21 protein-coding genes are annotated in these 23,065 nt (G+C 66.9%); 4 read left to right on the forward strand and 17 right to left on the reverse strand.

Going from position 1 to position 23,065, the window contains the following annotated elements:
- Positions 1-104: 104 nt before the first annotated feature.
- From ACIP1U_RS01005 to ACIP1U_RS01085, 17 genes are all read right to left on the reverse strand, one after another.
- The gene (locus tag ACIP1U_RS01005; RefSeq protein ID WP_400310608.1) at positions 105-689 is read right to left on the reverse strand and encodes a YSC84-related protein; all 585 of its coding nucleotides are present in this window, start codon (positions 687-689) and stop codon (positions 105-107) included.
- A gap of 45 nt (positions 690-734) precedes the next feature.
- On the reverse strand, positions 735-1,349 hold the full coding sequence (locus ACIP1U_RS01010; RefSeq protein WP_400310610.1) for a hypothetical protein: 615 nt from the start codon (positions 1,347-1,349) through the stop codon (positions 735-737).
- Between the two features lie 218 nt (positions 1,350-1,567).
- On the reverse strand, positions 1,568-2,626 hold the full coding sequence (gene ruvB / locus ACIP1U_RS01015; RefSeq protein ID WP_400310612.1) for a Holliday junction branch migration DNA helicase RuvB: 1,059 nt from the start codon (positions 2,624-2,626) through the stop codon (positions 1,568-1,570).
- A gap of 34 nt (positions 2,627-2,660) precedes the next feature.
- Positions 2,661-3,242, reverse strand: a complete 582-nt coding sequence (gene ruvA, locus ACIP1U_RS01020; protein WP_400310615.1) for a Holliday junction branch migration protein RuvA — start codon at positions 3,240-3,242, stop codon at positions 2,661-2,663.
- 74 nt (positions 3,243-3,316) lie between these two features.
- A complete protein-coding gene (locus tag ACIP1U_RS01025) occupies positions 3,317-4,546 on the reverse strand; it encodes a glycerophosphodiester phosphodiesterase (RefSeq protein WP_400310617.1) in 1,230 nt (409 codons plus the stop codon).
- A gap of 55 nt (positions 4,547-4,601) precedes the next feature.
- Positions 4,602-5,147, reverse strand: coding sequence for a crossover junction endodeoxyribonuclease RuvC (ruvC, locus tag ACIP1U_RS01030; RefSeq protein ID WP_209756628.1), 546 nt, complete (start codon positions 5,145-5,147; stop codon positions 4,602-4,604).
- A 445-nt stretch (positions 5,148-5,592) separates the two neighbouring features.
- Entirely contained in the window at positions 5,593-6,714 is a 1,122-nt protein-coding gene (locus tag ACIP1U_RS01035) for an IS110 family transposase (RefSeq protein ID WP_400310620.1), read from the reverse strand.
- Between the two features lie 825 nt (positions 6,715-7,539).
- Positions 7,540-9,114: a bifunctional phosphoribosylaminoimidazolecarboxamide formyltransferase/IMP cyclohydrolase gene (gene purH, locus ACIP1U_RS01040; RefSeq protein ID WP_400310622.1), complete on the reverse strand. Its 1,575-nt coding sequence runs from the start codon at positions 9,112-9,114 to the stop codon at positions 7,540-7,542.
- Positions 9,115-9,136: 22 nt separating this feature from the next.
- Positions 9,137-9,370 (reverse strand): Fis family transcriptional regulator, encoded by a 234-nt coding sequence (locus tag ACIP1U_RS01045; RefSeq protein ID WP_019447044.1) that lies wholly within the window; start codon positions 9,368-9,370, stop codon positions 9,137-9,139.
- Positions 9,367-10,434: a tRNA dihydrouridine synthase DusB gene (dusB, locus tag ACIP1U_RS01050; RefSeq protein WP_400310625.1), complete on the reverse strand. Its 1,068-nt coding sequence runs from the start codon at positions 10,432-10,434 to the stop codon at positions 9,367-9,369. Before dusB ends, ACIP1U_RS01045 begins: the two co-directional genes overlap by 4 nt.
- A gap of 399 nt (positions 10,435-10,833) precedes the next feature.
- Positions 10,834-12,063 carry a UbiH/UbiF/VisC/COQ6 family ubiquinone biosynthesis hydroxylase gene (locus ACIP1U_RS01055; protein WP_400310627.1) on the reverse strand — a complete coding sequence of 410 codons (1,230 nt, stop codon included), beginning with the start codon at positions 12,061-12,063 and terminating at the stop codon, positions 10,834-10,836.
- Positions 12,044-12,526 (reverse strand): hypothetical protein, encoded by a 483-nt coding sequence (locus ACIP1U_RS01060; protein ID WP_400310629.1) that lies wholly within the window; start codon positions 12,524-12,526, stop codon positions 12,044-12,046. The genes ACIP1U_RS01055 and ACIP1U_RS01060 overlap by 20 nt, the downstream gene beginning before the upstream one ends.
- Complete coding sequence (locus tag ACIP1U_RS01065) at positions 12,523-13,914, reverse strand: aminopeptidase P N-terminal domain-containing protein (protein WP_400310632.1); 1,392 nt, start codon at positions 13,912-13,914, stop codon at positions 12,523-12,525. Before ACIP1U_RS01065 ends, ACIP1U_RS01060 begins: the two co-directional genes overlap by 4 nt.
- Positions 13,915-14,031: 117 nt before the next feature.
- The gene (gene murU / locus ACIP1U_RS01070) at positions 14,032-14,769 is read right to left on the reverse strand and encodes an N-acetylmuramate alpha-1-phosphate uridylyltransferase MurU (RefSeq protein ID WP_400310635.1); all 738 of its coding nucleotides are present in this window, start codon (positions 14,767-14,769) and stop codon (positions 14,032-14,034) included.
- Positions 14,769-15,092: an AzlD domain-containing protein gene (locus ACIP1U_RS01075; RefSeq protein WP_063236806.1), complete on the reverse strand. Its 324-nt coding sequence runs from the start codon at positions 15,090-15,092 to the stop codon at positions 14,769-14,771. Before ACIP1U_RS01075 ends, murU begins: the two co-directional genes overlap by 1 nt.
- Positions 15,089-15,787: an AzlC family ABC transporter permease gene (locus ACIP1U_RS01080; protein ID WP_400311718.1), complete on the reverse strand. Its 699-nt coding sequence runs from the start codon at positions 15,785-15,787 to the stop codon at positions 15,089-15,091. Before ACIP1U_RS01080 ends, ACIP1U_RS01075 begins: the two co-directional genes overlap by 4 nt.
- Positions 15,788-15,875: 88 nt before the next feature.
- A complete protein-coding gene (locus tag ACIP1U_RS01085) occupies positions 15,876-16,910 on the reverse strand; it encodes an aminoglycoside phosphotransferase family protein (RefSeq protein ID WP_400310638.1) in 1,035 nt (344 codons plus the stop codon).
- Positions 16,911-17,110: 200 nt separating this feature from the next.
- Here ACIP1U_RS01085 and ACIP1U_RS01090 point away from each other — a divergent pair, with 200 nt between their 5' ends.
- The 4 genes from ACIP1U_RS01090 to rsmA are packed head-to-tail and all read left to right on the forward strand — an operon-like array spanning position 17,111 to position 23,043.
- The gene (locus tag ACIP1U_RS01090; protein ID WP_400310641.1) at positions 17,111-19,552 is read left to right on the forward strand and encodes an LPS-assembly protein LptD; all 2,442 of its coding nucleotides are present in this window, start codon (positions 17,111-17,113) and stop codon (positions 19,550-19,552) included.
- Positions 19,553-19,561: 9 nt separating this feature from the next.
- Positions 19,562-21,034, forward strand: a complete 1,473-nt coding sequence (locus tag ACIP1U_RS01095; RefSeq protein WP_400310643.1) for a peptidylprolyl isomerase — start codon at positions 19,562-19,564, stop codon at positions 21,032-21,034.
- 42 nt (positions 21,035-21,076) lie between these two features.
- Entirely contained in the window at positions 21,077-22,180 is a 1,104-nt protein-coding gene (gene pdxA / locus ACIP1U_RS01100; protein ID WP_400310646.1) for a 4-hydroxythreonine-4-phosphate dehydrogenase PdxA, read from the forward strand.
- A gap of 29 nt (positions 22,181-22,209) precedes the next feature.
- Complete coding sequence (gene rsmA / locus ACIP1U_RS01105) at positions 22,210-23,043, forward strand: 16S rRNA (adenine(1518)-N(6)/adenine(1519)-N(6))-dimethyltransferase RsmA (RefSeq protein ID WP_400311721.1); 834 nt, start codon at positions 22,210-22,212, stop codon at positions 23,041-23,043.
- The last annotated feature ends 22 nt before the right edge of the window (positions 23,044-23,065 follow it).

Here is a 23,065-nt window from a genome sequence, read left to right on the forward strand (position 1 = left end):
GCGCTTGCCGCAGCGTGCCCCCGCGTTGCTGCGGCAGCCCGAAATGAAAATTCCCGGCCGAAGCCGGGAATTTCGGGGCATTGCGGCGCAGCTGAATGTCCGCGTCAGAGATCCAGCTTGCTGATCTTGGAGCCGTTCACCGAGACGTCGAACATCAGGCCGGCGTTGGTCTGCACGAAGGCAATCACTGGCTGCTGGCTGGTCAGGGTGTCGAGCCTGCCATCCGCGCCGATTTTCGCCACCGCCACGTTGGCATCCGCGCCCGCGGTCCAGCCCTTGCTGGATACGAACTTGTTGTAGGCCTCCGGCGTCATGAACATGATGATGATGGCCTTGGATTGCCCGCCGGCGGTCAGTCCGACCGAGGCCTGCGTCGTGCTGTAGTAGCCGACCGTCGAGCCCTTCGAGCGCAGTGCGCCCTCTCCGTATTCGCCGCCCACCACCAGGCCGGCCGAGATGACGCGCGGGAATACCAGAATCCCCTGCGCACGTTGCGCCAAGTCCCGCGCGCCGGTGGTAGCGGAGTACAGGCGGTTCAGCGCACCGTCTACACCAGCATCGATTTCTTGCTTCTTGGCGGTCGGGTCCTTCGAGGCGCTGGTGCCGGTGGTGGTGCAGCCTGCCGCCATTGCGGTGGCGACGAGCAGGCCCGAGCCGGCAACCCGGGTAACAAAATGGCGACGATTCATAGGTAACCTCCTGGTGGGGAAAAGTACCGCGCCCGGCACAGCGGCTTAGTTGGCAGCGGCCGCCGCGGGTGCCTTGACCGTAATGGCCACGACTTCGCGGTAGACAAGCTTGGCCATCTGTCCGCGCTTGATCTGGTTCAGGTCGATGGCGGGATCCTCGACCTTGACGGTGCGCAGCGTTTCGCGCGGTCCGCGGAACGTGACCAGGCGCTTGGCCGGATCGACCTTGGTGATCTCGGCGGTGACCGTGGTGGTGATCTCGCGTGCGATGCCGGGCTTGCCGCCATCGGCGGCGCGCGTGGTGCGGTCAACCTGTTCAGCCATGGCCGTGGCCTTGCTGTCGAGCGGTTCCAGCGATGCCACCAGGGCCGCGCCTCGGGTCACGGTGACGATGTCGCCCTTGCGGACCTGGCCGAAGTTCTTCGCTTCGTCGCCCGCGACCAGCTCGACCACATTGCCGCGCGGGCCTTGCACCAGCACGGCCTTGGAGTTGGGGTCGATATCAATGACCTTGCCGCTGATCACGGCTTCTTCGGCGACGCCGACGGGACCCTGCGCACGCTGGGCGTTGGCGTTCCCGGCAGCCAGTAACGCGAATGCGGCGCTGGCCAGGGTGGCGGCGAGCAGGGACGAGGTGGAACGGCGCGGGCGACGGCTCATGGCATTCCTTGCAAAGGTCGGAAACCGGTTCACAATGGCGCCGCAACCGTGGGGCAACCCTTGGGCTTGCCTCCTGGGCGGTCATCGGCGGGCACCAGGCAGGTGCCGATGCAGCCATTGTGGACAATGGGCCATGGGCCAGCAATCCACTTCGAAAAAATTTGGGGGGCGAGATTAAAACGTTTAATTGGCTGATGCCGGTGCGCCGGCGCCGCGCCTTACTGCCCGTCGAACAACTCGCCGCCGCCGCCAGACTGCGGCGACGCCAGCCCGAAATGCCGGTAGGCTGCCGCCGTGGCTACGCGCCCGCGCGGCGTGCGCTGCAGGTAGCCCTGCTGGATCAGGTAGGGTTCGAGCACGTCCTCGATGGTGTCGCGCTCCTCGCCGATGGCCGCGGCCAGGTTGTCCACGCCCACCGGCCCGCCGCCGAACTTGTGCAGCACCGCTTCCAGCAGCTTGCGGTCCATCAGGTCAAAGCCGACCCGGTCGACGTCGAGCATGGCCAGCGCGGCATCGGCCATTTCGCGCGTGATGGTGCCGTCGCCTTTGACCTCGGCATAGTCGCGCACGCGGCGCAGCAGCCGGTTGGCGATACGCGGGGTGCCGCGCGCTCGACGCGCGATCTCCAGCGCGCCCTGCGGATCGATGCTGGCGTGCAGCAACTGCGCCGAACGCGTGACGATGCGGGCCAGTTCCTCGGCGTTGTAGAACTCCAGCCGCGCCACGATGCCGAAGCGGTCGCGCAGCGGATTGGTCAGCATGCCGGCGCGCGTGGTGGCGCCCACCAGCGTGAACGGCTGCAGGTCGAGCTTGACCGAGCGGGCCGCCGGGCCTTCTCCGATCATGATGTCGATCTGGTAATCCTCGAGCGCCGGATACAAAATTTCCTCGACGACCGGCGACAGCCGGTGGATCTCGTCGATGAAGAGCACGTCGTTGGCTTCCAGGTTGGTCAGCAGCGCCGCCAGGTCGCCCGGGCGCTCCAGCACCGGCCCGGAAGTCTGGCGCAGGCCCACGCCCATCTCGCGCGCGATGATATGGGCCAGCGTGGTCTTGCCCAGCCCCGGCGGGCCGAACAGCAGCACGTGGTCAAGCGCCTCCTGCCGCTTGCGCGCAGCGTGCATGAAGATATCGAGCTGCCCGCGCACCTTTTCCTGGCCGACGTACTCGTCCAGCAGCTTGGGCCGCAATGCCCGCTCGTACGCCTCCTCCTGCGACGAGGCGGGGGTGGCGGAAATCACGCGGGCGGGGGCGGAAAGCTTGTCGGTCTCGATCATGGCGTCAACAAAGGGTACCCCGCCATTCTACGCTTCAGCCCTTGGACAAGGCCTTCAGCGCCAGCTTGATGCCCTCGGACACGCCGGTGCCGGCCGGCACCTGCTTGATCGCCGCGCCGGCTTCCTTCTCCGAGTAGCCCAGCGCGAGCAGCGCGTTGAGCACATCGACGGCGTTGTCAGGCACGGCCGCGGTGCCTGGCGCATGTCCCAGTTCCGCGCCCAGCTTGCCTTTGAGTTCGAGCAGCAGCCGCTCGGCGGTCTTCTTGCCGATGCCCGGCACGCGCGTCAGCCGGCCCGCTTCCTGCAGCGTGATCGCCTGCGCCAGCTCGGATACCGACATGCCCGACAGCACCGCCAGCGCCATGCGCGCGCCGATGCCGCTGATCTTGATCAGCTCGCGGAAGGTATTGCGCTCGGCCGCCGTGCCAAAGCCATACAGCAGGTGCGCGTCCTCGCGCACGATCAACTGGGTCAGCAGCGCGACCGGCTGGCCCGCCGCCGGCAGGTTATAGAAGGTGCTCATCGGTACGTCGACCTCATAGCCGACTCCCTGGCAGTCGACCAGCAGGTGCGGGGGGTTCTTCTCGATGAGGGTGCCGGCGATGCGTCCGATCATGTCTGGGTTCGTTGGGTAGGGGATGAGGCGGCCGCAAGTGTACCCCGCAGCCGTATTGCCGCCATACAGCAGCCTCAGCGATTTGTATCGACCGCGCGGCGTCCCAGCGCCGGATCGTCGGTGAAAAAGCCATCGACACCGGCCGCGATAAACGCTTCCAGCTCGCGTACCATGCCCAAGGGGCTGCGCGTGGCCTCGTCGCCGCCGGTCTGCAGCGCCTTGGGGAGGAAACTGTTCTCCGGGCGGAAGGTGTAGGGATGGACGAACAGGCCGGCGGCATGGGCCTGGCGGACCACCGCGGTCGGCGCGGCCAGCGCGCCCTGGGCGTCACGCGGCACCACGCTGCTCTTCTCCGGGCCGATGCCGTCGGCGTAGGTCGCCACTTCGCGCAGGCCGGTCGTATTCAGCATGTCGCCGAAGGTGCGGGTGTCGCCGGTGAGCTTCCAGTCGGCGGGGCTCTTGCGCGGGTTGCCGACCAGTTGCACCAGTTTGACGTTGGGCTGCGCGTGGCCGAACGTGCGCCGCAGCGTGCGCCGCAGCGTGCGCAAGCTGGCGCCCTCAAAGCATTGGATGAACAGCGGTGCCTGGCCGAGGTAAGGCTGGGCGCGCACCGCGGCGGCGAGTTTGTCTTCCAGGGGCAGGCCGATGCCGCGGAAATAGCTCGGATGCTTCAGTTCGGCGTAGATGCCGATCGGCCTGCCGGTGCGAAGCGACGCCTGCTCGGCAAGGCGAACAATCTCATCGAAGGTGGGAATCTCGAACTGGTCGTTCAGGCGCGCATTGGCCGGGCGCAGGCGCGGGATGCGCTCGCGCGCGCGCAACGTCTTGAGTTCGGCCAGCGTGAAGTCCTCCGTGAACCAGCCGGTCAGGCGCTCGCCGTCGATGACCTTGGTGCGCTTGCGGTCGGCAAACTGCGCCAGGTCGGCGATGTTGGTGGTGCCGGTGATGTCGTTCTCGTGGCGAGCTACCAGTACCCCGTCGCGGGTCATGACGAGATCGGGTTCGATGGCATCGGCGCCGTCCTCGATCGCCTTGGCGTAGGCGGCCAGCGTGTGTTCGGGGCGCAGCGCGCTGGCGCCGCGGTGGGCGATCACCAGCGCCTTGGGTTTTTCTGCGGCGGAGGGCTGCGGCGCGCCTGATGCCGGGGCCGGCGCCGGTGCTGGCGATGCAGGCGGCTTTGGCCGGGGCGCGGTGACGCAGCCGGCGACCAGCATGGCGCAGGCCGCGGCCGTGGTGACGGGGAACCGCCAGCGCCGCAAGGCAAGCATTACGAGGCGGGCGAGGACATCGATCTGGCTTGGCATTCAGTATTCCTGCGGGAAGACGAATGCCCGATTGTAAGAGATGCGGTTGGCTAACCTAGCCGACCAGCCGGCCGCGTCGCACGCGCATGCCCTTGCGCACCAGTTCAGGGGCCATGCCTGCGAGCGTGCCCAGCGTATCGCCGCCATTGGCATGGCAGATCGCCACGCCCAGCGCGTCGGCCGCATCGCTGCCGGGTTGGCCGGGCAGCATCAGCAGGCGGGTCACCATTTCCTGGACCTGGGCCTTGTTGGCGCGGCCGTAGCCGACTACCGCCACCTTCAGTTGCAGCGCGGTGTATTCGAATACCGGCAGGCCATAGCCGACCAGCCCGCAGATCGCGGCGCCGCGGGCCTGGCCGAGCAGCAGCGTGGATTGCGGGTTGACGTTGACGAACACCTTTTCGATCGCGGCGCAGTCGGGGGCATAGGTGCGAGATACCTCGCTGATGCCGTCGTAGAGCGTCTTCAGCCGTTCCGGCAGGCTCTCGTTGCCATTGCTCTTGATCGTGCCCGAGGCGATGTAGGCAAGCTTGTTGCCTTGTTTCTCGATCACGCCAAAGCCGGTGGTGCGGAGGCCGGGGTCGATGCCTAGGATTCGCATATGGGGTTGGTGTAGGGTTTTGTCGCTGTTGTCGCTGTTGTCGCTGTTGGTGACATGCTGTCAGCCGTTGAACCGCCTGGTTCCGCCCTGCTGGGCGGGTAACTTTTTGTCCGAGCGACAAAAAGTCACCAAAAAGCGCGTTGATATGACTCCCCGTGTCAATAGGAGGATGGTTTTCAGTTTTTTAGGGTCATAGGCGCACACGAATTTCCTGAGGGGCGGCGTAGCAGTAAAAATCGACGGTGGATCACGCTGATATTCGCGGGTTGGCTACCGCATTACAGAGGTCCGTCACATGAGCCTGCCGCTGCCTTACTGCGCAAGTCGGGTGGATGCCCCGTTGCCAAACGCGATCGCGGGTTGCTCGAATACCGGGCTACGCTCGCCCCTCAGGAAACTCTCTCCGATTCAAATGTTTGTCAACTATGTTTCGGCTGGGCTGCTGCTAGGCGCTGCGCGGTAGGGCCAGGTTCATGCCCAATCGCCCGATGTCCCAGATGAAGCCGGCCAACTCGCGGGCGACGGCAATGGCCGCCACGTGTTCGGTCTTCCCTCGGGCCACGAGTCTGCGGTAACGTCGACACAGGCGCTGTTGTGCGTCCCAGGCGCGATCTATGATTGCCTTGGGAATGCCTTCCTGGCGGCGCTGAATGTCAACGCTCACGCGGGCCGGATGTCGGTAAGTCCAGGCTGATTCGACTAGGAGCTTTCTGGCGTAGCTGTTGCCAGTCTTGGTGATGCTGCCCTGACGTCGCTTTGCACCAGAGGAATGTTCCGACGGGGTGACACCGATCCACGCCATCAATTGCCGTGGATGGTCAAAGCGCGAGAGGTCGCCAAGTTCCGACACCAGGCCTATTGCCGACGTGAACTGGATGCCGCGCATGGCCTGCAAGGCGAGTACCACCGGATAGAAGCGCCAGTCGACAACTGCCTCATGTAAGGCTGCCTCCAGACGTTCGCACTGCGCCAGCCGGTCCTCGATGGTGCGTCGGTGTTCGTTGAATGCCAGTTGTTGCCAGGGACTATCGAACGAAAATGTGCTTATCCAGCGACGGTGGGCTGGGCCCCAGTTCGCACGACCGACATAACGGACGCCGTGCAAAAGCAGGAACGACTTCAGGCGCTGTCGTGCCTGCTTGAGATCCTGCCTGGCCGAGGCCCAGGCGCGTGCGAGGTCGCGAAAGGCTTCGTCTTCGATGGTCGGTACATGGACAGCGGAGAGATCGCCCGCTCGCAGCGAGCGCACCAGCTTGATCGCGTCACGCCGGTCTGTCTTGACACGCTCTCCAGGCTTGCGCGGGATCATTGATGGCGCGCACACCATGCAATCGAACCCCTTCGCAACAAGTTGCCGATGCAAACCGTATCCGCACGGACCTGCTTCGTAGACCAGGCAGATATGACTGGCCTTTGACTGCAGTCGTTTGCACAAGCGATCAACCTCGATCTGCGTGGTGCCGATCTTGCCCAAGACCTCTACTTCGCCCGGGCCTATCGCATAGGCAACCGTGATCGAGTCCTTATGGACGTCCAGACCGACATACAGCGTGCTATCGTGTTCCATGCTGGCCTCCGCGCTGGAAATCGCCGGGTGTGGCACTGTCCACACCGTGCGGCTCTGGCAGTCATGCTAACCCGCGTTTGATTCCTTCGCGGCGGGCCAGCCCTCTTCCCCCAGGGGAGTCATACTGACTTACGGCCCTGCGGGCGGCACACTCTTATCGTAGTGTGCCGGGGTTCTCGTACGGGGCTTTGCTTCCTCACAAAGCGGGGCTGCCTGCCGCCGTGGTGCGCCACGGTGGCTCGGGATTGAAGCGATGTTTGAACGAGCCCGGAGCTGTGGGTGGCCCCTGCTGCTGGCGGCGTTGTAGGAACGCCTACGGCTGGCTGCGCCGGGCCCAAACGTGGCAGAGCTGGCCACCACATTCCGACCCGCGCTGAGGCCGGCATCGCACGCGATATCGCCGGTGCGAGCGCAGTGACGCACTCCGTGCCCGAGCCCCCGACCTACGATACTGAGCGCGCGCAGCGCAGCCGAAGGCGTCCCACCGATAACGCGTTTAGCAGGCTGCCAATCCCCTGCTTCGGGTTCGTTCAACAGTCCGTGGCAGCAGGCACAGACAGGGTGCGTAGCAGGCCCAAACCACCAAGCCGATCAAACGGAAATCACCGCCGCCCGAACCACCAACACCGGGAAATTGATAGCCAGCCGCTCAGGCGACGCGTTTTTTGGTTACTTTTTGTCGCTCGGACAAAAAGTGACCCGCCCAGGAGGGCGGAACCAGGCGGTTCAACGGCCGACAGCATGTCACCAATGGCGACAACTAGCGTTTCAAAACCCGCCAGCATGTCACCAACAGCGACAAGCCCCAGCCGTCAAACAAAACCCTTAATGCCTGAAATGCCGCGTCCCAGTCAGCACCATCGCAATCCCCCGCTCATCCGCAGCAGCAATCACCTCATCATCCCGCACCGACCCACCCGGCTGGATCACGCAGGTAGCACCCGCATCCACAACCACATCCAACCCATCACGGAACGGGAAGAACGCATCCGACGCCACAGCGGAACCAGCCAGCGTCAGCCCGGCATTCTGCGCCTTGATGCTGGCGATGCGAGCCGAATCCACACGGCTCATCTGCCCGGCACCGACACCCAGCGTCATGCCACCACCACAGAACACGATGGCATTGGACTTGACGAACTTCGCCACCCGCCAGGCAAACATCAGGTCATCCATCTCCTTGGGCGTCGGATGACGACGCGTCACCACCCGCAATTCCGACGGCTGCACATTCTTGGCATCGGGGCTCTGCACCAGCAGGCCACCACCGACACGCTTGAAGTCATGCTGGTTGATCCCCTTGCCCAGCGGAATCTCCAGCAGGCGCACGTTCTGCTTGGCCGCGAATACGGCGCGCGCGGCGGCGCTGAACGACGGCGCGATCAGCACTTCGACAAACTGCTTGGCCACTGCCTGCGCAGAGGCTTCATCCAATTCCACGTTGAAAGCGATGATGCCACCGAAGGCCGAGGTGGAGTCGGTCTTGAACGCCTTCTCATACGCTTCCAGCGCGTTGGCGCCCAGCGCCACGCCGCAAGGGTTGGCGTGCTTGATGATCACGCAGGCAGCCCCATTGGCCGCATCGAACGACTTCACGCATTCCCATGCCGCATCGGCATCGGCGATGTTGTTGTACGACAGTTCCTTGCCCTGCAGCTGCACGTAATTAGCCAGCGCGCCATCCACTGCCTTCAGATCACGGTAGAACGCCGCCGACTGATGCGGGTTCTCGCCGTAGCGCATTTCCTGGACCTTGTCGAACGCCAGGTTCAGCGTCTGCGGATAGGCGCTGCGGGCCTGGTGCGACTTGTCGGCACCCAGGCTGGTCAGGTAGTTGGTGATGGCACCGTCGTACTGCGCCGTGTGCGCGAACACCTTGGTCGCCAGGCGGAAGTTGGTGTCGTAGCCAACGGCGTTGGCATTGGCGCGCATTTCGTCGAGCACCACGGCGTAGTCGGCCGGATCAACGATCACGGTCACGTCACGGTGGTTCTTGGCCGCCGAGCGCAGCATGGTCGGGCCGCCGATATCGATGTTCTCGATTGCGTCCGGCAGCGTGCAGTCATCCTTGGCCACGGTCTGCTGGAACGGGTACAGGTTCACCACCAGCAGGTCGATGGTGGGGATGTTGTGCTCGGCCAGAGCGGCCATGTGTTCGGGCAGGTCTCGGCGCGCCAGGATGCCGCCGTGGACCTTCGGGTGCAGCGTCTTGACGCGGCCGTCGAGCATTTCCGGAAAGCCGGTGTAGTCGGCCACCTCCGTCACGGGCAGGCCGCTGTCGGCCAGCAGCTTGGCGGTGCCGCCGGTGGAAAGCAGCGTCACGCCGAGCGCGTTCAGTTCGCGCGCGAAGTCGACGATGCCGGTCTTGTCGGAAACGGAAAGGAGGGCTTGCTTGATCATGGCTGTGGGAAACGCTTCAAATTCAAAGTAAACCGTGCTGCTGCAACTTCTTGCGCAGCGTGTTGCGATTGATGCCCAGGTAAGCGGCCGCCAGCGACTGGTTGCGCTCCGCGCGCACCATCACGGCTTCCAGCAGCGGCCGTTCGACGGCCTCGAGCACCATGTTGTACATATTGGAAGGCTCTTCACCGTCCAGGTCGCGAAAATACGTGTCCAGGCTATCCCGGATGCACTGGTCGATAGCGTTGCGGCTCATGCGGCAAGCAACTCCCCGTTTTTGTTGTTGTTCGCTTCGTCTTTATCTTGTTTGCCCTGGTCGTCGTCCACGTACACCAACCGGTCCGAGAACGCCGCCTGCTCGTCGAAGAAGGCGTTGACCGCCGCCAGTTGCTCGGTGGTGGATTCCAGCGTGTTCATCCGATGCCGGAACAGGTTCGCGCCGCGCAGGCCGCGCGTGTACCAGGCAATATGCTTGCGTGCGGTGCGCACGCCGGTGAACTCGCCGTAGAAGGCGTAGTGGTCTTCCAGGTGCGCGTTCATGATCGCGCGGATCTCGGCCACCTCAGGCGACGGCAGCATTTCGCCGGTCTTCAGGAAGTGCTCGATTTCACGGAACAGCCACGGCCGGCCCTGTGCCGCGCGGCCGATCATGATCGCGTCCGCGCCGGTCAGTGCCAGTACTTGCTTTGCCTTCTGTGGCGTCGCGATGTCGCCGTTGGCGACCACCGGGATCGAGATCGCTGCCTTGACCGCGGCAATGGTCTCGTACTCGGCGTCGCCGTGGTACAGGTCGGCACGGGTGCGCCCGTGGATGGTGAGCATGCTGATGCCCGCGTCCTCGACCATGCGCGCGATGCGCAGCGCATTGCGGTTCTCGCGGTTCCAGCCGGTGCGGATCTTCAGCGTGACCGGCACACGCTCGCCGACGGCGGCGACCACCGCCTCGACGATGCGCACCACCAGCGGCTCGTTCTGCAGCAGCGCCGAGCCGGCGGCCACGTTGCACACCTTCTTGGCCGGGCAGCCCATGTTGATATCGATGATCTGCGCGCCGCGGTCGACGTTGTAGCGCGCCGCCTCGGCCATCATCGACGGCTCGGCGCCGGCGATCTGCACGGCGATGGGCTCGACCTCGCCGGCGTGGTTGGCGCGGCGCATGGTCTTTTCACTCTTCCACAGCTGTGCATTGGACGCCACCATTTCCGACACCGCATAGCCGGCGCCGAGCTGCTTGCACAGCTGGCGGAACGGCCGGTCCGTCACGCCCGCCATGGGGGCGACAAACAGGTTGTTGCGGAGTTGGTGAGGTCCGATCTGCACGATAGGGCGGCGGTTCTGCTTGGGGGCCCCGCGGCCCTGGCGGCGCGCGCGCCGGGAAGGGAACGGGATGGCCTGCTCTGATTCGGGAGACCTTGTACGCTCGGGCGAAACAGAGACGAAACGGAAAACATGCCCCTGCCGAAACTGCAGCCGGCAATGGATCGGGACATGTGCGAGGGCGAGATTCTACCGCCAAACGGGAGCGACTGCCCAAGATTTGAGCATCGACGGCGCGTTTTGCCAGGGACAACCTATGCAAATCCCGCCATGACGCTCCGTGACACGGCTGCGGGCCCCAACAGGCATGCGGGGCGGAGCGGAGCGGACCATTGCGTACCGGCGCAATGGTCCGATTCCTGTGTTGCGCCCGCGCCACTCAGGGGGCCGTCGCCGGGACGCTCAGCGGCGCATGCCGAACATCATGTGGCGCGCCAGCGCGTGCCGCAGCGGTGGCAGGCAGGCCAGCGCCGCCAGCGACGCCCCGCGGGCATGCGCGGCAAGCGGGTAGGGCACGCCGAACAGGCGCGGCAGCAGGTCGGTGACGCCGATGGTGACCGCGCGATCGAGCCGATGCCGGCTGGCAAAGGCTTGCAATGCCTGCGGCGTGCAGGCGGCACGCAGCGAGTCGGCCAGCGCGAAGGCGTCGCGCAGGCCCAGGTTGAGGCCCTGGCCAGCCACCGGGTGCAGCGTCTGCGCCGCATTGCCGACCGCCGCGACGCGGCCACTGACCGTGACCGGCGCGGCGTTCAGCCCCAGCGGGAAGGCATGGCGCTTGCCCGCCAGCGTGAAATAGCCCATGCGGTCGCCAAAGGCGCGGCCGAGTTCCAGCGCGAACTCCGCGTCGGGCAGTGCCAGCCGCCGTGCCGCCTGTTCCGGCGGGCAGCACCACACCAGCGCGTAGCCGGCAACGCCATGCTCGTCGTGCGGCAGCAGCGCCAGCGGGCCTTCCTCGGTAAAGCGCTCCCAGGCCCAGCCCGGCTGAGGGCGCGAGCAGGCCACATGAGCGATTACGGCGGTCTGCCCGTAGTCGCGCGTGCGCGCGCCGCGGCCCTGGTGCCGAGCCTGCTCGTGGAACAAGCCGCCCTCGGCCTGTATCGCCACTCTGGAGGTAAAGCGCGCTACCTGCCCGTCATGGGCGGTGCCGGTCAGCTGCACTGTGCCGCCGTCGGCATCGTCGCCGGTGCTGGCTGATGGCGGCTGCTCGATCTGGTCGATTCGTGTCTCGAATATGCGCTGCAGCCGGTCCGCCGGGCAAGCCTGCACGGCGCGCGCGAGGGCGCGTTCGAGCACATCGCACAGATCACCGTAACGGACCACATAGCCCAATGCCGGCACGCCGTAGTCGTCATGGTGCAGCCGAACATGGCCGAAGCGGCCGCGCTGCGACACGTGGATATGTTCGATCGGGCTGCCGGGCACGGGCCAGGCGCCGATCTGCTCGAGCAACTGGCGGCTGCCGTGCGACAGCGCGATCGCGCGCGGGTCGCGCGCGGCGCGCGCCGGCGTGGCCGCGTCGATCAGCGCGATGCGCCAGTCGGTGGTGCGCAGCAGCTGGCAGGCCAGCGCCAGCCCCACCGGGCCGCCGCCGACGATGGCGATGTCGTGGAGATCAGCTGGTGCGGCCGGCATCGTCACTGCCTCCGGTATTGCCGCCCGGGGCATCGCTGCCGCCGCCAGTCTCGCCGGCCCCGCGCTTCCAGCAGATCGCGTCAGTGCGCGACTTGCCGGCCGCGGCGTCGCGCAGCGCATTGTCGAGCTTCTGCTGGTTGAAGCCAGGCAGCGCGCGCAATTGCTCAAGCAGCGCGGCATAGTTGGCGGCATCGGCCGGGACCACACAACCCTGGCCGCTGTCGGGCGCGCCGACCAGGATCAGCCAGGCAGCGCCGGTCCAGGGCTCGCGATTGGAGACGCGTACCACGACGCGCTCCAGCGTATCCCACGCGATTTCCTCGCGCTGGCCATCAGGGCGGTGCACCACGACGCGGTCGTCGAACAGGTTGATGATGAACGGTTCTGATGGGTCGCGCGGTTGCGCGGCCGCGGTTTGGGCACGGCCGTGGCCGGGAAAGAGTCTGCGCAGCCAACCGATCATCGCCGGCCTCCGGCATCGCGCATCAGCGCCTCGATCTCGTCGGCATGCACCGGCACGCCGCGGGTGATCAGCTCGCAGTCGCCATCGGTCACCACGGCGTCATCTTCGATGCGGATGCCGATATGCCAGTAACGCTCCGGCACGTCCTCTGCCGGACGCACGTAGATGCCAGGCTCGATGGTCAGCACCATGCCCGGCTGCAGCGGCCGCCACGGACGCTCGCCTTCGCCGCTATGGCTGGCGACGCGGTATTCGCCCACGTCGTGCACATCCATGCCAAGCCAGTGCCCGGTGCGGTGCATGTAGAAGCGGCGATAGCTGCCGCTGGCCAGCACGTCGTCGAGCGTGCCTTCCTTGTTGCGGTCGAGCAGGCCGGTATCGAGCATGCCTTGCGCCAGCACGCGCACGGCGGCATCGTGCGGCACGTTGTAGGGTACGCCAGCGCCGGTTTCGGCGATCGCGGCTTCCTGCGCCGCCACCACCAGGTCATACAGCTCGCGCTGCGCGGGCGAAAAGCGTCCCGACACCGGGAAGGTGCGGGTGATGTCCGAAGCGTAGCCGTCAAGCTCGCAGCCGGCGTCGATCAGGCACAAGTCGCCATCCTTCAGCTCGGCCGGGCCGGCGCGGTAGTGCAGCACGCAGGCGTTGGGACCGGCGGCGACGATCGAGTTGTAGGCCACGCTCTGCGCGCCGTGGCGGCGGAATTCATAGAGCAGCTCGGCTTCCAGGTGATATTCGCGCAGGCCCGGGCGCGTGGCTTGTATTGCGCGCACGTGGGCCCCGGCGGAGATTTCGCCCGCGCGGCGCATGATTGCCAGTTCGCCCGCGTCCTTGAACAGCCGCATCTCGTCAAGCAGCGTGCGGATATCGATCGCCACCGACGGCGCGGACACGCCGGCGCGGCCCTGCATGCGCACGGCGTCGAGCCAGCGGCGCATCTGCATGTCGGTGCGGGTCGACTCTGCCAGCGGGTAAGCGACCTGCGCGCGATTGGCCAGCAGCGGCGGCAGCGTCGCGTCGATCTCTTCGAACGAATGCGCTTCGTCGAAGCCGAACGCGGCGCGCGCCCCTTCAGGGCCGTAACGGAAGCCGTCCCAGATCTCGCGCTCCTCGTGCTTGGGGCGGCAGAACAGGATGCTGCGATCCGCATCGGCCGGGTCGCCCGGCGCGCCGGCCACCAGCACCAGCACGGCCTCGGGCTCGGTGAAGCCGGTCAGGTAATAGAAATAGCTGTCGTGCCGGTACGGATAATCGCTGTCGCGGTTGCGCATGGCTTCCGGCGCCGTAGGCAGGATCGCCACGCCACCGCCGCTGGCGCGCAGGTGCTGAAGCACACGGGCGCGGCGTTCGCGGCAGGCGGCGAGGAGGGCGTTGTCGGGTGCGGACATGATGTGGCCTGGGGAAGAGGGGATCAGGCCGATTCTAACGCCGGTAGGCGCGTTGCAGCGTCGGTGAAGCAAAAGGCGCGTCGCGCCACTGCCATGGCACTGCTCCGATTCCCTCGACTAGCGGCCGATAGAGGCGGCCGGCGCAGGCGCAATACTGGCGTTCAGCTCATCCAGCTGTGCCGGCGTTCCCACGTTCTCCCAGCGCCCGTCGAAACGCTCGCCGGTAGCAGTGCCCGCGGCGATCGCGGCGCGGTAGAGCGGCGTCATGGCGACGCGGCTGCCGGGTGCGATGCCAGTGAACAAGCGCGTGTCGTACAGGCCGATATTGCCGAAGGTAAGGCGCTCGCCGTGCGTCGGACGTTCGTCCAGCGACAGTCGGCCCTGAGCATCCATCGTAAAGTCGCCGCGCGGGTGGAATGCCGGGTTGGGCACCATCACCAGGTGCATGCGCGGCTCGGCCTGGCCGGCCAGCGCGGCGGCCCGGGGCAGCAGGGTGCGGAAGTCGTAGTCGCAGAAGATGTCGCCCGACACGGCCAGGAAGATCTCGCCGCGGGCCGGGTCGTGCGACAGCAGCGGCAGGGCCTTGGCGATGCCGCCGGCGGTTTCCAGCGCCTCGGTTTCGGGCGAGTACGCGATGCGCACGCCGAAGCGGCTGCCGTCGCCGAGCGCGGCTTCGATCTGCTCGCCGAGCCACGCGTGGTTGATGACGATGTCGCGCAGGCCGGCGCGCGCCAGCGCCTCGATCTTCCAGGCGATCAGCGGCTTGCCGCCCACGGCCAGCAGCGGCTTGGGGCAGGTATCGGTCAGCGGGCGCATGCGGTCGCCGCGGCCGGCGGCGAAGATCATGACCTTCATCAGAACAGGGCCTCCAGGGCAAGCAGCGTGGCCATGCCGCCGGCGATGGTCCAGCCGACGCTGCGGGTACGCGCGGCGATCAGGATGGCGACCACGCCGGCCACCAGCCGCGCATTGGTTGGGGTGAGCGCGAGTTCGCCGCCCTGCATCAGCAGGTCGGGGGCGATCAGCGCCGACAGCATGGCGGCCGGGACGAACTGCAGCGCGGTTCGGAACCACGCCGGCAGCCGCACGCGGCCTTCCACGGCGATGAATGACAAGCGGATCAGGAAGGTCGCCAGGCCGGCGGCCAGGAAGACCCATAGCAAGGTCAGCGCATTCATGCGACCTCCTTGCCGGCCGGGCCGGCCTGACCCGTCCCAGCCCGGCGCGCGCCGGGGCGGTTGCCGCGGCCCAGCACCAGCATGCCGGCGGCGATGCCGCCCAGCGCCGCCACCATCAGCCCGAGCTTGTGCGGCAGGCCGTAGCAGGCCACCGCCAAGACGCTTGCGGCCACCGCGGCGGCCACGTGCGAGCGGTGCCGGAGACCGGGAACGATGATGCCGATGAAGGTCAGCGGCAGGAAAAAATCGAGCGGCCAGTCGCGCGGCACCTGGGCGCCGACCAGCACGCCGGCCAGCGTCGACACCTGCCAGCTGGCCCACAGCGCAAAGCCGCCGCCGAAGTAGTACCAGTGGCGGTATTGCGCGCGCGGGCCGGTATCGCCCAGCCGGTGCGTCATCGCGGCGAAGGCCTCGTCGGTCAGCAGGTAGGCGATCAACGCTTTCCAGCGGCGCGGCAAGTGGGCCAGCGTCGGCGCGATCGTCGCGGAATACAGGGCGTGGCGCAGGTTGACCATTGCCACTGTCAGCGTGATCACCACCGCGGGCGTGCCGGCGGTCCACAACTGAGTCAGGATCATCTGCGAGGCGCCGCCGAACACGATCGCGCTCATGGCACAGGCCAGCCATGCCGGCATGCCGGCGCCGACGGCCAGCACGCCGTAGATCAGGCCGAACGGCACCACGCCAAGCAGCATCGGCGCGAGCGCGCGTGCGCCAGCCAGCCATTCGCCGAGGGCGGTGATGGAGGAAGTCGGGGCCGGGTCGTTGACGTCAGGCACGCCGTCAGAAGGTATAGCCCGCCGGGCTGGCCACGCCTTCCAGCGCATCCAGCAGGCGGATCAGCTTGCGCAGCTCGGTATAGCGGCCGGCAACGCTGCGGGTGTACTTCAGCACCAGCGGCAGGTTGGCGAGGTAGCCGTCCTTGCCGTCGCGGTGGTACAGGCGAGCGAAGATGCCCAGCACCTTCAGGTGGCGCTGCAGGCCCATCCATTCGAAATCGCGGTAGAACTCGCCGAAATCGGCATTGACCGGCAGGCCGGCCTTGCGCGCGCGCTCCCAGTAGCGGATCAGCCAGTCGAGCTGCTGTTCCTCTTCCCATTCGATATAGGCGTCGCGCCACAGCGAGACCGCGTCATAGGTGATCGGGCCGATCACCGCGTCCTGGAAATCCAGCACGCCAGGATTGGCGCCGCCGTCCAGCACCATCAGGTTGCGCGAGTGGTAGTCGCGGTGGACATAGACCTGCGGCTGCGCCAGATTGTTGGTAAGCAGCGTATCCATCACTTCACGCAGGTCGGCCTGCTGGGCGTCGTTCAGTGTGGCGCCAAGGTGCTTGGCCACGTACCACTGCGGGAACAGGTCGAGTTCGCGTTGCAGCAGCGCGCGGTCGTAGGCGGGCAGCTCGCCGGGGCGGGTGGCGGACTGGATGCGGACCAGCGCCGCGGCGGCGTCGGCATACATGCCATGGGCCGTGGAATCGTCCAGCCGCAACAGGTAAGTCTGGCTGCCCAGGTCCGCGAGCAGCAGGAAACCCTGTGCCAGGTCCTGCGCCAGCACGGTTGGCACGGTCACGCCGGCGTCGCCAAACAGCTGGCAGACATGGATGAAGGGTCGGCAGTCCTCGTGTGCCGGCGGCGCGTCCATGACGATGGCGGTCGGGTGCGCCGGATTGCCGGTGCGTACGCGGAAATAGCGCCGGAAGCTGGCATCGGCCGATGCGGGCACGCAGGAGTCGGGATCGGCGGACCATGCCGGGCCAAGGCCGGACACCCAGGCCTTGAGCTGGTCCAGGCGTGGGTCGTGGGGAAGAGCTGCCATACAGGAAGGGCGCGGAAAAATATCGTGGAGCGGGGGAAGCCGGCCGCGAGGGCAGCTTTGGTTGCCCCGTATAATACCCGACCAGACCCGGGCGCCGGGCGGCCCCCGGGAGGGGCCTTCGTTGCCCCGCAGCCTGCTCTGGCAGGGGCTGGCGGCTTGCAGGCGGCCGCAGCCCACGCCGAGACTGACAACCCGTGCGAATGACCGAACAACGACGAACACCGAATAACAGGGCCTTGCTTTCGCCTGCCCCCACTGGCGCCGCCGCCCGCCCCAGGCTCGCTGGTCGCCTGAACGCGGGCCGGCTGCGCCCGCTGGTGCTGGCCATGGCTGGCCTGTCGGCCGGCGCCCAGGCGCAGATGTCGGGCTCGGCGATTCCGGACCTGGATCAGGTCGAGCCGGTGTTCGAAGCCGCACCGCAGGCGCCCGAGCCGCCCACGGTCTCCGGCGAACTGGTCCCGCGGCTGGCCGAGCCCGCCAAGAAAGCCGAGACCGATTCCAATGCCCCCACCTTTATCGAGGGCGACCGCATGACCGGCTACAGCGAGCGCGGGGTCGAACTCGAAGGCCATGCCGAGCTGCGCCGCGACGGCGGCGTGGTCAAGGGCGACAAGCTGAGCTACGACCAGGATACGGACGAGGCCTTCGCCCAGGGCAACGTGCGGATGTCGCGCAGCGGCATGCTGGCGGTGGGGCCCGAGGCCAAGCTGAAGGTCGAGGCCAACGAAGGCTACATGCTGTCGCCGGACTACTACTTCCAGCAGACCGGCGGCGCCGGCAAGGCCGAGCGCATCGACTTCCTGGACAAGGACCGCAGTACCATCAAGCGGGCGTCGTACACCACCTGCTCGCCCGACAACGCGGACTGGTATTTCAGCGCGAACCAGATCGACCTGGACAGCGACCGCCAGGTGGGCGTTGCCTATGGCGGCGTGCTGAATTTCTTCGGGGTGCCGATCGCGGCAGCGCCGGCGTTCAGCTTTCCGTTGAACGATGACCGTCGCAGCGGCTTCCTGGCGCCGTTGATGGGTTACGGCTCGCGCTCGGGTTTCGACCTGACGATGCCGTACTACTTCAACATCGCGCCGAACCGCGACCTGACCATCTACCCGCGGCTGATGACGGAGCGGGGGCTGCAACTGGGCGGCGAGTATCGCTACCTGGGACAGGGCTACTCCGGCCGCATCCGCGCCGAGTTCCTGCCTGACGACCAGAAGACCAACTCGAACCGCTGGGCCTACTCGATCCAGCATAACCAGAACCTGGCCAAGGGGCTGAACGCCTACCTGAACGTCAACCGGGTCTCGGACGACCGGTACCCGGACGACTTCAACCGCAGCGTGGCGCAGTCCGCGCAGCGCCAGTACGTGCAGGAAGGCGGCGTCACCTACAACTGGCAGGATTTCTTCCTGATGGCGCGGGTGCAGAAGTTCCAGACGCTGCGCCCCAGCGAGCCGTCGTACGAGCGCGTGCCGCAGCTCAACGGCAAGTACATCCGCTACGACCTGGGCGGCTTCGACGTGCAGGTGGAGGCGGACTACACCCGCTTCCGCATCCCGCTGACGTCCACGGGCTTCCAGCAGCCGCAGGGCGAGCGCATGTACATCCAGCCGAGCATCAGCTACCCGATCGTGCGCGCCGGCTGGTACGTGACGCCGAAGGTCACGTTCAACGCGACCCAGTACCAGATGGAGTCGCAGGACAATACGCCCAACGCGCAGACCAATTTCTCGCGCGTGCTGCCGACCGTCAGCCTGGATTCGGGCATGACGTTCGAGCGCGATGCGCCCAGCGTCAGCCGGCTGTTTGGCGTCAACTACGTGCAGACGCTGGAGCCGCGCCTGTTCTACGTCTACACGCCGTTCCGCGACCAGAGCCAGTTCCCGCTGTTCGATACGGTCCAGTCCGACTTCGGCTATGGCCAGATCTTCAGCGAGAACCCGTTCACCGGCTACGACCGCATCGCCGACAACAACAAGATCACTGGTGGCCTGACCACGCGCCTGATCGAGTCGGACTCCGGCATCGAGCGCTTCCGCGGCACCATCGCGCAGCGCTACGATTTCACCGGGCAGCGTGTGCAGATCAATGGCACGCTGGCGGATCCCAAGCCTGGCGCCTCCGACCTGCTCGCGGCGACCACTATCCAGATGTTCCGGGGCTATTACCTGGATATGGGCGTGCAGTACAACCTGGATACCGACCGGGTCAACTACAGTAACGTGGCGTTTTCATACCGCCCCGAGCCGCGCAAGGTCTTCAACGCCGGCTACCGCTACCGCCGTCCGACCGCCGTGACCGACAACACCGCGATCGACCAGTTCGAGCTGTCGGGCCAGTGGCCGATCACGCGGCGCGCCTACGCCATCGCGCGCTTTGCCTTCGACCTGAGCGCGAGCCAGATGGTCGATACGCTGGCCGGCGTCGAATACGCCGCGGACTGCTGGGTCGGCCGCGTGGTCTACCAGCGTTTCCGCAACACCACGCAGGGCTACACCGGGCGGGTCTTCCTGCAGGTGGAGTTCCGTGGCCTTTCCAAGATCGGGTCCAATCCGCTGAACATCCTGCGCCTGAACGTGCCGGGCTACGAGCCCGTGTCCGCCAAGCCGGTACCGACGACCCAGTACGATCACTATGAATGACGGATTAAGATGAAACGTCAAGAATTCGCCGTGTTTTCCTTTCTCATGACGTCGTGGCACCGCCTGCTGCTGCCTGCCGTGCTGGCCGCGATCGCTGTTCCGGCCGCCGCGCAGCTGAAGGCGCCGGGTACGGGGCGTGCCACCGGCATCTTCGTGCCGCAGTCGTCCGACGTCACCGCGCCTGCGAGCCAGCCCAAGCTCGGCGTGCCGCAGCCTGGCGACCAGAAGCGCTCGCAGCTGGTTGACGAAGTGGTGGCCGTGGTCAACAACAGCGTGATCACGCGCCGCGAGTTGCTCGACCGCGCCGACGAGATCGAAGGCCAGCTGCGCGCAGCCGGCCGTCCGATCCCGCCGCGCGCGGACCTGCTCGGCGAGGTGCTGGAGCGCCTGGTGATGGAACGCGTGCAGACCCAGGCCGCTCAGGACGCCGGCATCCGCGTGACCGACCAGGAGATCGACCGTGCCATCGAATCGGTGGCGCAGCAGAACCGCATGAACGCTACCGAGCTTCGCCGCCGCGTGGAAGCCAGCGGCATGACCTGGACCAAGTACCGCGACGAGTTGCGCAAGCAGGTGCAGGTGATCCGCCTGCGCGAGCGCGAAGTCGATTCCAAGGTGCAGGTCTACGACGGCGAGATCGACAACTTCCTGGCTGCCCGCGGCGGCCAGGCCGGCGCCACCGGTCCGACAGAGTACAACGTGGCGCAGATCCTCGTGCGCGTGCCCGAGAATGCCTCGGATGCGCAGAAGCAGGCGCAGCGCGCCAAGGCCGAGGGGCTGCTGAAGCAGGCCCAGGGCGGCGCAGATTTCACGCAGCTGGCGCAAGCCAATTCGGAAGGTCCTGAAGCCGCGCAGGGCGGCGCCATGGGTTTCCGCGAGATCGGCCGCCTGCCGGCGCTGTTCGCCAACTCGGTGGTCGACCTCCAGCCTGGTGCCGTGGCGCCCCAGGTGGTGGAAAGCGCCGCGGGCTTCCACGTGGTCAAGCTGTTGGCCAAGCGCGCCGCGCCGGCGTCCGGCACGGCTGCGGCAGGGAAGATCACGCAGACGCAGGTGCGCCACATCCTGATCCGCACTGGCCCCAACATGCCCGAAGCCGAGGCGCGCCGCCAGCTCAGCACGCTGCGCGACCGCATCACCCACGGCGGCGACTTTGCCGACGCGGCCAAGCGCTTCTCGCAGGATGGTTCGGCACAGAATGGCGGCGACCTCGGCTGGGTTTCGCCAGGCGAGCTGGTGCCCGAGTTCGAGCAGGCCATGAGCCGCCTGCGCCCGAACGAGATCTCCGAGCCGGTGGTCACGCAGTTCGGCGTGCACCTGATCCAGGTGCTGAACCGCCGCGAGACCGAGCTGTCGCCCGAGAAGCAGCGCGACTTTGCCCGCGCCGAGGTCCGCGAACAGAAGCTGCGCGCCGCGTATGATGACTGGGTGCGCCAGCTGCGCTCGCAGGCGTACGTCGAGTACCGCATCAACCGGCAGCGCTGATACGCGCACGTGCCGCTCACCGGCCCTCCCGCCCAAGCCGACATGCCTGACCCGCTATCCCTGGCCATTTCCACCGGCGAACCCGCCGGCATCGGCCCCGATATCACGATCGGGGCGTTGCTGCAGCGCGCCGGGGCCAACCACGGCAACAACGGCGGCAGCGGACACTACCGCTTTCATGTGCTGGGCGATGCCCGCCTGCTGGCCGAGCGTGCCGCGGCACTGGGCGTGACCCATGCCTGGGAGCACCACATCGCCACCGGCGACGTGGTGATCGAGGATATCCCGCTGGCGGTCGCGTGCGAACCGGGCCGCCTGGACGCGCGCAATGGCCGGTACGTGCTGGCGCTGCTGGATGCCGCCATTGACGGTTGCCGCGCGCATGGGAACGCAGCGCCGCGCTATGCGGCCATGGTCACCGCGCCGGTGCAGAAGAGCACCATCAACGACGCCGGCGTGCCCTTCACCGGCCACACCGAATACCTGGCCGACAGCGCCGGCGTGCCGCGCGTGGTCATGATGCTGGCCGGCCCGCAGCCCGCGCACGACAACGCCATGCTGCGCGTGGCGCTGGCCACCACGCACCTGCCGCTGCGCGCGGTGCCCGATGCGCTGTCCATCCCGCTGCTGTTGCAGACCATGACAATCATCGATGCCGACCTGCGCCGCTACTTCGGCATCGCGCGTCCGCGCATCCTGGTCACGGGCCTGAACCCCCATGCCGGTGAAAGCGGACACATGGGCCGCGAGGAAATCGACGTGATCGTGCCCGCGCTGGCGCTGGCAAAAGATGCCGGCATCGATGCGCGCGGTCCCTTTCCCGCCGACACGCTGTTCCAGCCGCGCCACCTGCGCGATGCCGACTGCGTGCTGGCGATGTACCATGACCAGGGGCTGGCGCCGCTGAAATACGGCACCTTCGGCCACGGCGTGAACATCACGCTGGGGCTGCCTTTCATCCGCACTTCGGTGGACCACGGCACCGCGCTGGACCTGGCTGGTACCGGCCAGGCCGAGCATGGCAGCATGATCGAAGCCATCCGCAGTGCGGTCACCATGGCCGGCCATGCCAACGGCCGCCATCCCGATGGCGCCGGCGCCAGCCATCCGGGCCATCCCAATCCTGGCTTGCAGCCGCCTTGCTGAAGCCGGACCTCATGCTGCAACATCGAACCATGCGCTCCAACGTGCACCAGGGCCATGTGGCCCGCAAGCGATTCGGGCAGAACTTCCTGGTCGACGACACCATCATCCACGGCATCGTCAATGCCATCAATCCGCAGGCCGAAGACGTGCTGGTCGAGATCGGGCCGGGGCTCGGCGCACTGACCAGCCCGCTGCTCGAACGGATCCCGCAGATGCAGGTGGTCGAACTCGACCGCGACCTGGTCGAGCGCCTGCGCCGCCGCTACGGCGAGCGCCTGCAGGTACATGCCGGCGACGCCCTGGATTTCGACTTCGGCAAGCTGGAAGTGCCGGACAGGCCGCTGCGCATCGTGGGCAACCTGCCGTACAACATTTCGAGCCCGCTGCTGTTCCACCTGATGCAGTTCGCCGACCAGGTGCGCGACCAGCACTTCATGCTGCAGAAGGAAGTGGTCGAGCGCATGGTGGCGGAGCCAGGCAGCAAGGCCTTCGGCCGGCTGTCGATCATGCTGCAGGTGCGCTACTACATGGAACATGTGCTGGACGTGCCGCCGGGCAGTTTCAACCCGCCGCCCAAGGTCGATTCCGCCGTGGTGCGGATGATCCCGTGGCCGCGCCATCACGATGGCCGCCTGCGCTCGCCGCATGCCGATTGCGACATCACCGTGCTCGGCGACGTGGTCACCGCGGCGTTCTCGCAGCGGCGCAAGGTGCTGCGCAATACGCTTTCGTTCCTGCGCGACCAGGTCGACTTCGACGCGATGGGCTTCGACCTGGGCCGCCGTGCAGAGGAAGTGCCTGTCGGCGAGTATGTCGAACTGGCCCGCCGCCTGGGCGGCGGCGCCGCAGGGCAGGCCGCCTGAAGCCCCAGATAAATGAACCCGA

The sequence above is a fragment of the Cupriavidus sp. NPDC089707 genome, assembly GCF_044748965.1.
Lineage (GTDB): Bacteria > Pseudomonadota > Gammaproteobacteria > Burkholderiales > Burkholderiaceae > Cupriavidus.

Excerpts from the sequence above, each read along its gene's own strand:
- ruvC (WP_209756628.1), bottom strand. The coding sequence starts at position 5,147 with ATGCGAATCCTAGGCATCGACCCCGGCCTCCGCACCACCGGCTTTGGC.
- ACIP1U_RS01075 (WP_063236806.1), bottom strand. The coding sequence starts at position 15,092 with ATGAATGCGCTGACCTTGCTATGGGTCTTCCTGGCCGCCGGCCTGGCG.
- ACIP1U_RS01010 (WP_400310610.1), bottom strand. The coding sequence starts at position 1,349 with ATGAGCCGTCGCCCGCGCCGTTCCACCTCGTCCCTGCTCGCCGCCACC.
- ruvA (WP_400310615.1), bottom strand. The coding sequence starts at position 3,242 with ATGATCGGACGCATCGCCGGCACCCTCATCGAGAAGAACCCCCCGCAC.
- pdxA (WP_400310646.1), top strand. The coding sequence starts at position 21,077 with ATGCCTGACCCGCTATCCCTGGCCATTTCCACCGGCGAACCCGCCGGC.
- ACIP1U_RS01045 (WP_019447044.1), bottom strand. The coding sequence starts at position 9,370 with ATGAGCCGCAACGCTATCGACCAGTGCATCCGGGATAGCCTGGACACG.
- ACIP1U_RS01080 (WP_400311718.1), bottom strand. The coding sequence starts at position 15,787 with ATGCTGCTTGGCGTGGTGCCGTTCGGCCTGATCTACGGCGTGCTGGCC.
- purH (WP_400310622.1), bottom strand. The coding sequence starts at position 9,114 with ATGATCAAGCAAGCCCTCCTTTCCGTTTCCGACAAGACCGGCATCGTC.
- ruvB (WP_400310612.1), bottom strand. The coding sequence starts at position 2,626 with ATGATCGAGACCGACAAGCTTTCCGCCCCCGCCCGCGTGATTTCCGCC.
- rsmA (WP_400311721.1), top strand. The coding sequence starts at position 22,210 with ATGCGCTCCAACGTGCACCAGGGCCATGTGGCCCGCAAGCGATTCGGG.
- ACIP1U_RS01025 (WP_400310617.1), bottom strand. The coding sequence starts at position 4,546 with ATGCCAAGCCAGATCGATGTCCTCGCCCGCCTCGTAATGCTTGCCTTG.
- ACIP1U_RS01035 (WP_400310620.1), bottom strand. The coding sequence starts at position 6,714 with ATGGAACACGATAGCACGCTGTATGTCGGTCTGGACGTCCATAAGGAC.
- ACIP1U_RS01085 (WP_400310638.1), bottom strand. The coding sequence starts at position 16,910 with ATGGCAGCTCTTCCCCACGACCCACGCCTGGACCAGCTCAAGGCCTGG.
- ACIP1U_RS01055 (WP_400310627.1), bottom strand. The coding sequence starts at position 12,063 with ATGCCGGCCGCACCAGCTGATCTCCACGACATCGCCATCGTCGGCGGC.
- ACIP1U_RS01095 (WP_400310643.1), top strand. The coding sequence starts at position 19,562 with ATGAAACGTCAAGAATTCGCCGTGTTTTCCTTTCTCATGACGTCGTGG.
- ACIP1U_RS01065 (WP_400310632.1), bottom strand. The coding sequence starts at position 13,914 with ATGTCCGCACCCGACAACGCCCTCCTCGCCGCCTGCCGCGAACGCCGC.
- ACIP1U_RS01005 (WP_400310608.1), bottom strand. The coding sequence starts at position 689 with ATGAATCGTCGCCATTTTGTTACCCGGGTTGCCGGCTCGGGCCTGCTC.
- ACIP1U_RS01060 (WP_400310629.1), bottom strand. The coding sequence starts at position 12,526 with ATGATCGGTTGGCTGCGCAGACTCTTTCCCGGCCACGGCCGTGCCCAA.
- murU (WP_400310635.1), bottom strand. The coding sequence starts at position 14,769 with ATGAAGGTCATGATCTTCGCCGCCGGCCGCGGCGACCGCATGCGCCCG.
- ACIP1U_RS01090 (WP_400310641.1), top strand. The coding sequence starts at position 17,111 with ATGACCGAACAACGACGAACACCGAATAACAGGGCCTTGCTTTCGCCT.